General features: G+C 61.4%; 13 protein-coding genes. 6 read left to right on the forward strand and 7 right to left on the reverse strand.

Annotation, left to right across the window (positions count from 1 at the left end):
* The first annotated feature begins 239 nt into the window (after window positions 1–239).
* Complete coding sequence (locus GTA51_RS11270) at window positions 240–2735, forward strand: sensor domain-containing protein (protein WP_160961158.1); 2496 nt, start codon at window positions 240–242, stop codon at window positions 2733–2735.
* A gap of 520 nt (window positions 2736–3255) precedes the next feature.
* Entirely contained in the window at window positions 3256–3972 is a 717-nt protein-coding gene (locus GTA51_RS11275) for a FlxA-like family protein (protein ID WP_160961159.1), read from the forward strand.
* A 72-nt stretch (window positions 3973–4044) separates the two neighbouring features.
* Here the strand turns inward: GTA51_RS11275 and GTA51_RS11280 are convergent, their stop codons facing one another.
* From GTA51_RS11280 to GTA51_RS20620, 5 genes are all read right to left on the reverse strand, one after another.
* The gene (locus GTA51_RS11280) at window positions 4045–4431 is read right to left on the reverse strand and encodes a hypothetical protein (RefSeq protein ID WP_160961160.1); all 387 of its coding nucleotides are present in this window, start codon (window positions 4429–4431) and stop codon (window positions 4045–4047) included.
* Window positions 4432–4523: 92 nt separating this feature from the next.
* Window positions 4524–4691 (reverse strand): type II toxin-antitoxin system HicB family antitoxin, encoded by a 168-nt coding sequence (locus tag GTA51_RS11285; protein ID WP_160961162.1) that lies wholly within the window; start codon window positions 4689–4691, stop codon window positions 4524–4526.
* Entirely contained in the window at window positions 4681–4827 is a 147-nt protein-coding gene (locus tag GTA51_RS11290) for a hypothetical protein (RefSeq protein WP_160961163.1), read from the reverse strand. The genes GTA51_RS11285 and GTA51_RS11290 overlap by 11 nt, the downstream gene beginning before the upstream one ends.
* 110 nt (window positions 4828–4937) lie before the next feature.
* Entirely contained in the window at window positions 4938–5345 is a 408-nt protein-coding gene (locus GTA51_RS11295) for a hypothetical protein (protein ID WP_160961165.1), read from the reverse strand.
* A gap of 181 nt (window positions 5346–5526) precedes the next feature.
* On the reverse strand, window positions 5527–5976 hold the full coding sequence (locus GTA51_RS20620; RefSeq protein ID WP_170300333.1) for a hypothetical protein: 450 nt from the start codon (window positions 5974–5976) through the stop codon (window positions 5527–5529).
* Window positions 5977–6085: 109 nt separating this feature from the next.
* Here GTA51_RS20620 and GTA51_RS11300 point away from each other — a divergent pair, with 109 nt between their 5' ends.
* Genes GTA51_RS11300 through GTA51_RS11310 form a run of 3 tightly spaced genes read left to right on the forward strand, consistent with a single transcriptional unit; the run spans window position 6086 to window position 8300 of the window.
* Complete coding sequence (locus tag GTA51_RS11300; RefSeq protein ID WP_160961167.1) at window positions 6086–7396, forward strand: GGDEF domain-containing protein; 1311 nt, start codon at window positions 6086–6088, stop codon at window positions 7394–7396.
* Between the two features lie 2 nt (window positions 7397–7398).
* Window positions 7399–7848 carry a siroheme decarboxylase subunit alpha gene (ahbA, locus tag GTA51_RS11305; RefSeq protein ID WP_160961168.1) on the forward strand — a complete coding sequence of 150 codons (450 nt, stop codon included), beginning with the start codon at window positions 7399–7401 and terminating at the stop codon, window positions 7846–7848.
* Window positions 7849–7865: 17 nt separating this feature from the next.
* A complete protein-coding gene (locus tag GTA51_RS11310; RefSeq protein ID WP_160961170.1) occupies window positions 7866–8300 on the forward strand; it encodes a thioredoxin family protein in 435 nt (144 codons plus the stop codon).
* 170 nt (window positions 8301–8470) lie between these two features.
* Here GTA51_RS11310 and GTA51_RS11315 read toward each other — a convergent pair whose 3' ends face one another.
* The gene (locus GTA51_RS11315; RefSeq protein WP_160961171.1) at window positions 8471–8641 is read right to left on the reverse strand and encodes a FeoB-associated Cys-rich membrane protein; all 171 of its coding nucleotides are present in this window, start codon (window positions 8639–8641) and stop codon (window positions 8471–8473) included.
* A 136-nt stretch (window positions 8642–8777) separates the two neighbouring features.
* Here GTA51_RS11315 and GTA51_RS11320 point away from each other — a divergent pair, with 136 nt between their 5' ends.
* Entirely contained in the window at window positions 8778–9647 is an 870-nt protein-coding gene (locus GTA51_RS11320) for a universal stress protein (protein ID WP_160961173.1), read from the forward strand.
* Between the two features lie 731 nt (window positions 9648–10378).
* On the opposite strand, the gene GTA51_RS11325 is transcribed toward GTA51_RS11320, so the two are convergent.
* Window positions 10379–10804 carry a hypothetical protein gene (locus GTA51_RS11325; protein ID WP_160961175.1) on the reverse strand — a complete coding sequence of 142 codons (426 nt, stop codon included), beginning with the start codon at window positions 10802–10804 and terminating at the stop codon, window positions 10379–10381.
* Between the last annotated feature and the right edge of the window lie 1057 nt (window positions 10805–11861).

The raw sequence follows: 11861 nt of genomic DNA on the forward strand, positions 1-11861 counted from the left end.
CTGGACCTCGTTTGGCTTATTTGGGGGCGGCCGAAAGGCCGCGTGAATCCCCAAAAATAGGCCAAAATCCGGGGAGGGTCAAATGGGCGGGGCCGGGGTGGCTGCAAAATTGTCGCACCATTACCAAAAATGTCGCCCTGTTACGGGGAGCCGGTAAGAATTAGTTAATAATGTTGCAGTATTGACATTATGGAATCCGTCTTGCTACATGCCCGTCACTTTTGTCCAAGGCGGTAGCCATGCTCCACTCGTCTCCCGACCTGCCGCAAGACGTCTTCCGGCGCATCTTTTTAAATTCCCCCAATGCCGCGCTCATTCGCGACGCCAACGGCCTCGTCGTTGCCGTCAACGCCGCCTTTGAAGCGCTTTTCGGAGCAGAAGCCGGGGATGTGGTGGGACGCGATCTGCGCCAGGCGCTGCGTCCGGCTCCGGAGCAAGACAGCCCGGCCGGCCCGGGGGGCGAGGTCTGGAGCCTGTGCGGTTCGGCGTTTTTGCGGGAAACCCGCTGGGCCGCCTCGGACGGTGCCGCTGTGGACGTGAGCCTGTCCCAGTTCCCCGTCGGGCAGCTTTGCGGCCAGACCCTGTCCTGCGTCATTTTTCGCGACATCTCCGGCCGCCGCCGGGCCGAAGAACAGCTCAACGCCGCCGAACGCAAATACCGGTCCATTTTTGAAAACGCCGTGGAAGGTATCTTCCAGACCACGCCGGGCGGCCGCTACCTCGAAGCCAACCGCACCCTGGCCCGCATCTACGGCTTTGCCTCGGTTTTTGAAATGACCGAGCATTTTCGCGACATCAAAAACCAGCTCTACGTCGATCCCAGGCGCCGCGACGATTTCGTGCGGCTGCTCGCGGCCCACGACGAGGTCCATAATTTTGAATCGGCCATCCGCAAAAAAGACGGTGCCGTCATCTGGATTTCCGAAAACGCCCGGGTGGTGCGCGACGCCGCCGGCAACGTCCTCTATTACGAGGGGACGGTGGTGGATATCACCGACCGCAAGCGGGCCGAGGACCAGCTCGCCGCCCAGCGGGCCTATTTCGACCAGCTCTTTGCCAATTCCCCCCAGGCCATTGCCTTAATCGACATGCACCGCAACATCGTCGATGCCAACCAGGCCTTTGAGCAACTCTTCGGCTACAAGGCCGAGGAGATCAAAGGCTTTGGCATGCGCACCTACATCGTGCCCGAGCACTTGCTGGCCGAGTGCGAGAGCACCCGCCACGCCATCCTGTCCGGCAAGCCGCTGGTACGCGAGACCTTTCGCCAGCATCGCGACGGCCGGCTCATCCCGGTGTCCATGATCGGCTTTCCCATCGATTTCGACGGACGCACCCAGGGCATCGTCTACATCTATCAGGACATCTCCGAGCGCAAAGCCTTTGAGGAGCAAATCACCCATCAGGCCTTCCACGACGCCCTGACCGGGCTGCCCAACCGCAGTCTTTTTGCCGACCGCCTGGATCGGGCGCTCACCCGCGGCAAGCGCCGGGGCGATTACCAGTACGCCGTGCTCATGATTGATTTAAACAAATTCAAGGGCATAAACGACACCCTGGGGCATCAGGCCGGGGATCAGCTCCTTATCGAGGTGTCGCGGCGACTTTTGGCCTGTGTGCGCACCATGGACACCGTGGCCCGCCTTGGCGGCGACGAGTTCGCCGTCATCCTTGAAGAACTCAAGTCCAAAAAAGAAGTCATGACCGTGGTCGAGCGCATCGGCACGGCGCTTGGCAAACCCTATGTCCTGTGCGGTTCGACGGTCACCCCCGGGGCCAGCATCGGCATCGTGCTGCGCACCAAGGAATACGAATCGGCCGAGGACATCCTGCGCGACGCCGACATCGCCATGTACCGGGCCAAGGAATCCGGGCGCACCTCCATGATCTTCGACCGCCAGATGCACCAGGAGATCGTCGAGGCCATCAACCTGGAGGCCGATCTGCGCGCCGCCCTGGAACGCGACGAACTGCTGCTGCACTACCAGCCCATCGTCGATGTGCAGTCCGGGCGCATCGAGGGGTTCGAGGCCCTGGTGCGCTGGGACCACCCCGACCGGGGGCTGGTGCCGCCGGTGCGCTTTATTCCCCTGGCCGAGGAAACCGGGCTGATCCTGCCCCTGGGTCGCTACGTCATCAGCGAAGCCTGCCGGCAGATGCGCGACTGGCAGTTGGCCATGCCGGAAGCCGCCAACCTCTCGGTCAGCGTCAACGTGTCCTGCCGCCAGTTCGTCAAGGACGGGCTGGTGGACCATGTCGCCGGGGTGCTGGCCGAAACCGGCCTGGCCCCGGCCTGCCTCAAACTCGAAATCACCGAATCCGTGCTCATGCACGACGCCCAGCACACGGCCGGGGAACTCAACCGCTTAAAGGCCCTGGGCGTTAAAATCGCCATTGACGACTTCGGCACCGGCTATTCCTCCCTGTCCTATCTGCGCCAACTCCCCATCGATCATCTCAAAATCGACCGGTCGTTTATCAGCGGCGACGACTGCAACGGCGAGAGCCAGGAAATCGTCAAATCCATCATCGCCCTGGCCCGCAGCCTGGGGCTCACCGTCATCGCCGAAGGCGTGGAACACCAGGACCAGCTGGACAAACTGCGGTTTGCCGACTGCGACAAGGCGCAAGGGTTTATGTTTTCCCGGCCCGTGGACAAGGACGCGGCGTTAAACCTCCTGCGCGAGGCCGTCAACGGCGGCTGCGGCTGCGGGATGCAGGAACAGGCAAAGTGACCGTGGTGTAACGGGGAGAAGGGAAAGGCAGAAGAGTGCCTCCGGCGGCCGGGGGGGATAATCCCCCCCGGACCCCCTTTATAGAAGAAGTATTTCAAGAATTTTTGGGCGTAGCCGGCAATTCGGTCGGCTGCGGACCGAAACAGCCGGCCCTTCTTGCCGGGCACGGCAACCTTCCTTGTGGCCCCGCGCCACCCCAAAAAAATCACCGCGCCCAATCGTATTCCGTGTAACCGGCCGCTTCCGGCCGGCGACTCTCCAAATGCAGCGGGCAAATCGCCCTGCCCTCTCCCCTTTGGTTCTCCGCAGACGGATCGGCCAGCATTGCACAACAAGGCCACTACAGACGAAGCATAGACGCCTCGTCTTTCTTTAGTATTGCGGTCTATGCGGAAAGTGAGACGCAGCAACGGGCCTCAAAGATACAAGGAGAAGCAAAAATATATTTTTAAATAATCTGCATTGCAAGTATAAACAACCAGAAGTTGCGTCCGATAGGTGTTCATACCAGGAGGTTGTCATGGCAGCTATTGATACATCCCTGACTCTGTATTCAAATACCACCCAGACTTTGGGGTCTTCCAGCACAGCGGCCACGGCCAAAATCGCCGGCAGCAGCGCCACTTCCAGCACGAGCGCCAGCGGCGACACCGTGAGCATTTCCGACGAGGCCAAGACCCTGGCCGCGTCCATGACGGCCAGCAACGCCAATGCGGCGGCCACGTCGTCCGCCACCCTCACCGCCATCGAGGCGTCCGGTTTGATCGGCGCGACTGGCGCTACGGGTACGACCGATTCGGCTGATGCGACCGACGCGACGGATGCGACCGACGCCACCGATGCGACCGCCTCGGCCGATGCGACCGACGCCACCGGCACGACCGCCACGGCAACGACCGGGCAGACCCAGAGCGCGGCCTCAGGCAAGGCCGGTGGCGGAGCGAAGGGCGGCTCGTCATCGAGCAGCGAGAGCGACGATTCAAGCAGTGACGCGGAGGATGACGTCACGTCGCTTCAGGAACAGATTCAGCAAGTGCAGCAGCAGATCTCCAATCTTGAGAGCCAGCAGCTCCCCGAGGACGAGAAAAAGACCAAGAAGATGACGCTGCAAAACGAACTGGTGCAGTTGCAGACAGAGTACGCCCAGGCCGTGCAGGAACAAAACGACTCCAGCTCCAGTTCGTCGAGCTCCAGCAACGGCAACACGTCGTCCACAGCCTACGGCGGCGCAGGTTGATCAGGGTTCCAAGGGTGCTGCCGCAGCTGCGCGCGCATTGCCCCGGCAGCGCTTGCCGACCGGGGCAATTCGCTACTGGCTGCCGCAGCAACGGGCGGTCTTGAAGCTGGAGCAGGGCAAGGGGTCAACGGTCACGGTGATGCAGCCGGCACCGGTATCCCGGATGATGCGGCCGGACGGCATGCGGCCGTGCCAGACACGGCTGGAGAAGATGGCCAGATCGCCGTTTATCTGGACGTAGAAATCGGCAAAGCCCTTGGCGAAGTGGCTGTTATAGACGTAAACGCCGTCGCGTATGCCAAGGAAACTGTATTTTCCCGGCTCCTTGCAGGTGAGCTCGCCCAAAGCCTGACGGAAGGCGCAGATCAGGACCGCCTGTTCGTCAAAAGCCAGGGCCGCCCCGGGCAGACCGCCGACAGTCAAGGCCAATACCAGGATTCCGAGAGCCAGTCGTTTCATATCCCCCTCCCCCTGGCGGGGCTGCCGCCGTATGCCGCCCCTTTGGCCGTTCCAGCCGTTCCTTAAGGCCGCCGGGCACTCGCCTGCCCCGGTCACAGCGCGATGCGCTGCGACCGGATGGCTTCCTCAAGTGTAATGCGCAGCGTTAAAAGCACCGCCTGCCGGGTCTGCTCCTGGCAGCGAATGTCAGGAAGCTCCTCAATCCAGCCGAGCCATAAATCCCCGTCCTGCTTGATGACGGCTGTATAGTTAGTGCCCATGGTCGCCTCCCTGGCCGAAGCCAAAGAGGACTATTTCACGGGAGCCGCCACGCGGCAAGGGGCGTGACAGGGGCGTGACCGCATCGGACAGGGCCTCGACCACCTGGGCCAGCAGCCCCGGCAGCGGATCCGTCAAGGATGGCCGGGTGTTGGCCTGCCGCCGGCCAGCCGCCGGGGAGACGGCCGGCCGGTCCCACAGGGAATGGCGCGCGAGAAAACCGTTCCGGTTGTCTGCGCATCGGGCGCCTACTCCGGCAACATGCGGTGCACGGCGTCGCGGCCGCCGTAGCTGTGCCAGACCCCGCCGTCCTTGACCACAAAGGCGCTTGGTTCAGAGCCGCTGATGAGCTTGTCGCCGTCGATGGTAAACGGCATCCAGCCCTGGTGGTCCTCGCCGGACTTGCCATCGCGCCAATCATAATACACGGCGTATTTGCCGCCCTTTTCCACCAGACAATACCGGTAGCTGTTGGGCCGCTTGAATTCCGACGGCCGGGACCGCATAAAGCAGCCCAGCAGCAGCGGATTGGGCTTTTGCACCACATCGGCATAGACCGTGGGCGTTCCCGCCAGTTCCGGCCGCGACGCGGCCTTGCCGGCGCAACCGGCCAGCAGCAGCAAACCAACAACCAGAGACACAGCGACACGCGCCATAAACGACTCCCTGCTTCACTTCCGACATGGCCCGTCGGCCGGACCTGCCTGTGCCTCGAGTGGCGTTCACAGAAAACACCGCTGCTTTTTGTAAACAATAACAATAAATGCAGCGTTTTTATACCAGGCAAACCAGAACATCACGAGCCACCCCGACACTAGGCCGGTCCGGCCAGCGGCGTCAACGCCCCGGCATCCGGGGTGCCATGCCCGGAAGCCCCCCGGGACCGGGACCGCCGCCGGGACGCGGCCCTGGTCCGGGAACGGGAAGCGGAACGGGACCGGGACCAACCGGCCGGGGACCAGGGCCAAAACCAGGACCGGGAAGCGGAACCGGCCCCGGACCAACCGGCCGCGGACCAGGGCCATAACCAGGACCGTAGCCGGGACCGGGAAAAAGACCCAGGAAGGGCCAGGGATTGATCACCACGCCCGGCCCGGGATAAACGGGTGGCGGCGGATACGGGTAGCCGGGATAGGGCGGATACGGATAGCCGGGCGGCGGATAATACCCAGGCGGGTAGACCACCACCGGCGGCCCGGGTTGGGCCTGGGCCGGCTGGGCAAACAGCCCCAGTGCCCCTACGAAAGCCACGGCCAGCAAGACCAGGAATCCTTGATGACGGCGCATGGTACGCCTCCTTGCCCGGAGTTTTCCAACCGTGCCACTGTGACCCAATCCTGCAACAATGACAAGTGGCGCAATCCGTCTTATCCTTGGGAAAAGGGAGTCCCGGACCATGCCCAGACGCACCCCGGCCACCAACGCCCCCGGACGGCGGTTGACAGCCTTGCTCGCCGAGGCCGACCCGCCCTCCCGGGACGTGCTGGCCGACATCCTCGCCGCCCGCTTCGCCGAGGTGATAACGGCCGCGAGTCTGGCTGAAGCCCGGGACATGGCCCAGACCCGCCAGCCCGATCTGGTCGTGGCCGGAGCCAGATTTCCCGACGGTTCGGCCGCCGCCCTGGCCGCCGCCCTGTTTGCCGAAAACAAGCGACGGCCCGTCTTCATCACCGGCTCGCCCCAAGAGCTGCTCGACCTTTTGGCCACGGTTTCCCTGCCGGGCCTTCGCTGTCTGGTCCGCCCCTTCGCCATACCGGCCCTGGAGGACGCCCTGGACGCCGCCGCCGCCGACCTGACCGCCCAACACAGCGCCGACGATGCCTGGCAGCTCGTCAAAGATTTCCTCGACGATTCGCCCAATCCTTCGGCCCTGTTGATCGGCCATGAGGTGGCCAGCCTCAACCGGGCCTTTCTGCGCTTCATGGGCCTGGGCAGCCTTGTTGAATTCAAGGCCCTGGGCCTGACCCTGGACCGGTTTCTGGCCGATCCGCCGCCGCCCGAAGGCCTGGCCGCCTGGGCCGGCCGGTTGCCGGGCGACACCTTGGACCGCGACCACCGCCTGCGGCTGGTGCGGCCGGACCGGCCCGGGGCGGCACCCCAGGTCTTTCAGCCCACGGTCACGCCCTTAAGCGGGCGCAACCGCTGCCTGCTGACCCTGACCGACATCACGGAACTGGAGCTGGAACGCCGGGAACTGCTCGATCTGGCCAACCGCGACCCGCTGACAAAATCGCTTAACCGCCGCAAGCTCGGCGACGTCCTGGCCGACGAAACCGCCCGGGCCGACCGCTACGGCACGCCACTTACCGTGGTGATGCTGGACATCGACCACTTCAAAAACATAAACGATACCTACGGCCACGACGTGGGCGACAGCGTGCTGATCGAACTGGCGGCGCGCCTGCGCGCCTGCCTGCGCCAGGTGGACCGGCTGGCCCGTTACGGCGGGGAGGAATTTGTCGTCGCGGCCCCGGGCATCGACATCCAGGGCGGCCTGGAAATGGCCGAACGCCTGCGCCGGGCCGTGGCCGACGCACCCTTTGCCCAAGCCGGGCCGGTCACGGCCAGTTTCGGCGTGGCCACGTTTCGGGCCGGCGAACAGACCGAGAATGTGCTCAAACGCGCCGACGAGGCCCTGTACCGGGCCAAGGCCGGCGGTCGCAACCGGGCGGAGCGTGAAGCTTTGCCGCAACCCCAAGTACGGTAATCATGGACGCCACGGACAAACGCATCCTCGACATCATCCAGACCGGCTTCCCCATCGCGCCCAGGCCCTACGAGGCCATCGGCCGGGAAGTGGGCCTCACCGAAGCCGAAGCCCTGGCCCGCATCCGGGCGCTTAAAGCCTCGGGCATCATCCGCCGCATCGGAGCCAACTTCCAGTCAGCCAAGATCGGCTTTTTTTCCACCCTGTGCGCCGCCTCGGCCCCGCCGGACAAACTCGAGGCCTTCACGGCAGTCGTTAACGCCCACCCCGGCGTCACCCACAACTATCTGCGCCAGCACGCCTTAAACGTCTGGTTCACCATGATCGGCCCGTCCCGCCAGGCCATCCGCGACGCCCTGGACGCCATAACGGCCCAAACCGGCATCACCGTGCTCAACCTGCCGGCCGACCGCCTGTTTAAAATCCGCGTCGATTTTTCCATGAGCGACTAAACCAAGCCGAGGACGCCATGCCCGATGTCATCCATGCGGTGTGCCCCCAGTGCCGGGCCGTCAACCGCGTCCAGACCGGACGCCTGGACAGCGGCCCGACCTGCGGCAAATGCCAGGCCCCCATTCTCAGCCCCCATCCCGTGACCCTGACGGCGGCCAACTTCGATGTCTTTGTGGCCAAAAGCGATCTGCCCGTGGTGGTGGATTTCTGGGCACCCTGGTGCGCGCCCTGCCGGGCCATGGCCCCGGCCTTTGACCAGGCCGCCGCCATGCTGCATCCGCGCGTCATCCTGGCCAAGTGCGACACCCAGGAGGAACTGGACATCGCCGACCGCCTGCGCATCCAGGGCGTGCCCACCATCGCCCTGTTCGTCGGCGGCCGGGAAAAGACCCGCATCTCCGGGGCCAGAAGCGCCGCCGATATCGTGGCCTGGGTGCGGCAAAACATCTGAGCCGGGCCGCCCCGCCAGCCCGCACGCCGCCCGCACCAACCGTGCGGGCGGCGCACTTGTTCTCCGTTCACAAAAAAAGTGTTTTTTTGTGAACTAAAGCCATGCATTCAAGATGGTGCTGCCTGGCAAACCGTACCGACAGATCCCAGCCGCCCCACTTTCGCGCGCCGCTACAACCGCTTGCCCGGCTCGCAGCACGAAGTCCCCTTTTGGGATGCCCCGCCGCCACACGAACCGCCGCTGCAGCCGCAGCCGCACGAACCGGCCTTTTTGCCAAAAAACTTGCGAAACACGTACCAGGCCGCCCCGGCCACAATCACACCAACGAGCAAGGTATCCATGGGTCCGACTCCTTGATACTGAAAATCAATGTCGAATGAGACAATAAGCGCTTTCCAAGCCGGCGCAAGATGTTTTATCTTGCACACATTCAATTCCCCTCTACCACGGGGCAGCGCACCCCAAGGATAGCCGGCCATGGAAAAACATCTGCTGGTGACCGTCAGCGACGAGTACCAGACATCACAAAGCCTTCGGTTTGTTTATAATTTTTTTGCCAACCGGGAAAACCTCAAACTGACATTGTTTTACGTCGTGCCGCGAAAGCCGGATTGGCGGCTTGACCCCATCGATCTGCAAACCAATCCCGAAGCCATTATCCACATCGAGCAGGACAAGGCCGCCCATGGCGTGCCGGCCATGGCCAAGGCCCAGGAATGGCTCTATTCCATGGGCTTTTCCAAGGAGCAGGTGCGGGTGAAGTTTTCCCAGGGCAAGCTTGGTACGGTCAAGGAGATCGTTAAGGAATCCGAGGAAGGGCTCTATGACGCAGCCGTGCTCGGCCGGCGCGGGCTGTCCTGGTTCGAGGAGATGGTGGCGGATTCCGTTTCACACCGCATTCTCTGGGAACAACTCACCTTTCCCATCTGGATCTGCCGCAATCCCGAGCGCGGCCGCAAAAACGTGCTGGTGTGCGTGGACGGTTCCGACGAATGCATGCGGGTGGCCGACCACGTGGGCTTTATGCTGCGAAACGACCCGGAACACACCATCACCCTGCTCCACGTCTGCGCCGATGACCGCTGCGTCGATGCCACCCGGATTTTCGGCCGCGCCCAGGCCGAGATCAAAGCCAATGGGGTGCCCGATTCGCGCATCACCACCAAAGTGCTCGCCTCAGCCAATCCGTCCCGCACTATCCTTACCGAAGCCGAGGACGGCAAATACGCCGCCGTGGCCATCGGCCGCACCAGCCACAAACCAACGTCCCTGGAACACGTCTTCGCCACCACCAGCCTCAAGATCCTGCGCGGCCTCGACCGCGCCGCCTTGTGGCTGTGCAAGTAGGCGCGCCACAGACCGACAGGCACCTGTCTAACGGGCGGGCCGGGCACTGAACTGCGGGAGTGCTTCTTTGGGCTGATCGGGAAGGAGGCCTGCGGCGCGGTAGCTTTCGATGATTTCGTCGAAGAGAGCGATGTCGGCACGGCCCTCGCCAGCAATTGAGCGCTGCTTATGGCGGCGAAGATGGCGCGCGGACGTTGCCTGGGAGTGTCGCCGTTTGCAGAGGCGTCGATTGCAGTCAGAAGCCTCGTCAGCCAGGCGACGTGAATGTCAGCGAAAGCCTTCACCTCTTTCTTCACAGTCTCAGGCAGGTCGTCGTATTGGGCTGCCATGAAGCCGGCCATGCCCATGCGGTTGTTGTTCTCAAGAGCCTTGCGAAAAACCCCGGGATAGAGCTGCTTTCTACCAGGAGATAAGCCGATCTTGCGAATATTGCCCTGGATCAGCGTGTCGAGGCCGGCGCGGGTGTGGTCGCTGAGTAACCAGTCGTGGAACTCATAAGTGATGGCCACGTTCGGCATGATCGCGTCGCGGATGTGCTTCGTAAACAGCGCTGGGTTGGCTCCAAGGGCATCAAGCAGGGAAACGGTCCAGGAAGGGGGGGGCTGGGGCGCGAATCCAGGGGGTGTACGGGGCGGCGGTTGGGGCAAGGACGGGGCCATAAAAAGGGGGCTACCCAGTGCATGGGTACCCCCCCTCACATCCAAGAAGATTGGAGAAGCTTGCCGCGCTAATTACTTCTGTCGTTTAGCTACCGAAGTAGCGACAACGCTGTCCGTTGCCTTCACATGGCGGTAGACGATCTCAAGTTTATCTTTGTTGGCAATCTTGCAATCAAAAAAGCCATCGGTATCGGAAGCGTACATATACTTTCCGTCAGGAGTGATCATTGCGATAAACTTTTCGGACCCACGAGCAGAAGTATATGTCCCGACCACAAAGCGATCTTCCTGACTGGTAATGTCAATCTGTCCTTTCAAAGCTTTCTGACCAGCTGTCCAATGGGTTTCTTTCCCTTCTTTTTCACCATTGAGCATCATCCCACCTGACGACTCGACATTCCATTTTCCGACCAGCGAAGGCACTTTCCCGCCAGCCCACGCAATGGATGAAGTAAGAATCAATGCGAATAAAAACCCGAAAGCAACTTTAAGTTTCATACTGTGTTCTCCTGGCAGGTAGATGGTGCATGCTGACACAGAGCGACAATCCCACTTCGGCTCCACAATCGAGGCTTTCCCTGACAATTGAATATTCCCACAAAAAATACTCGAGGGCAAGAAGCAGATCGACGGAAATCCCCAGCAGACAAACCAAAGTGGCCAGATGCGGCGGCCGGGGAAGGGAGGACGGGACAGGCCCATGAGATCAACGGGGCGGGGTAGAAATGGTGGCCCTACGACTCAATCCGCCAGTTGATAGGGCATTTCATCGGACAGGATCAGTCAAGATTGCCGCCGGTGAGGTACCGAACCTGCGGTTTTCACCTGGGCAAGATTTTCTGCGGCGGACCCTAGACGCGGGTGCATCGTGCGTGCGCCAGGGAGGCGGCAACCTTGAGCAAAGCGAAAGAAACCATGGCCGCTTTCATTTTACTGCTTCGCGGTATGCCTTTGTACGTTGGCAACGTCGGCATGTGACAGCAGACGGGTCAAGGGTCCCGGATGATCCATATAGCCGCCGTTCTCCACAAGCGACAACCGTAGACAAAGAAGCGCTATCTTCAGCAAGATCAAAATGGACCGTGTTCATTTCAATCTGTCGAGTCGTCGGAAATATGTTCGTTGTTTCCATCGAATCCTCTACAATGCAAAGATTGGCTGCATCGCGTGAAATGATCCAAAAAATCGTTACAACGTCGTGCCATTTGGCTTCAAATGATTGCGTATCATATACTCCGAGCATTCATAGCGGTTTTACAAAATCCAGAAAACTCCCTACTGATCACAAAAAGTGATTGTAATTGTAGTTTCGTTGGTTTCATCAGAAGTTTGCATTTCTATATTATAGCCAAGGGCTTCGGCAATCAGTTTTGCTGAATATGTGCCGAGTCCAGTCCCATGTTGTTTCCCGTATGTTTTGTATTTTTCAACATTACTGTCCGGCTAAGAAAAGGCTTGACGCCTGAAAGCGACAACTGGTGCAAGCTCATGATGCCTTTCCACTTAGGCGATCAATTTTGAAAAAATGGCATAAATTGCCATGACATCAAGTTCA

It is taken from the genome of Solidesulfovibrio aerotolerans, assembly GCF_009856865.1.
Lineage (GTDB): Bacteria > Desulfobacterota > Desulfovibrionia > Desulfovibrionales > Desulfovibrionaceae > Solidesulfovibrio > Solidesulfovibrio aerotolerans.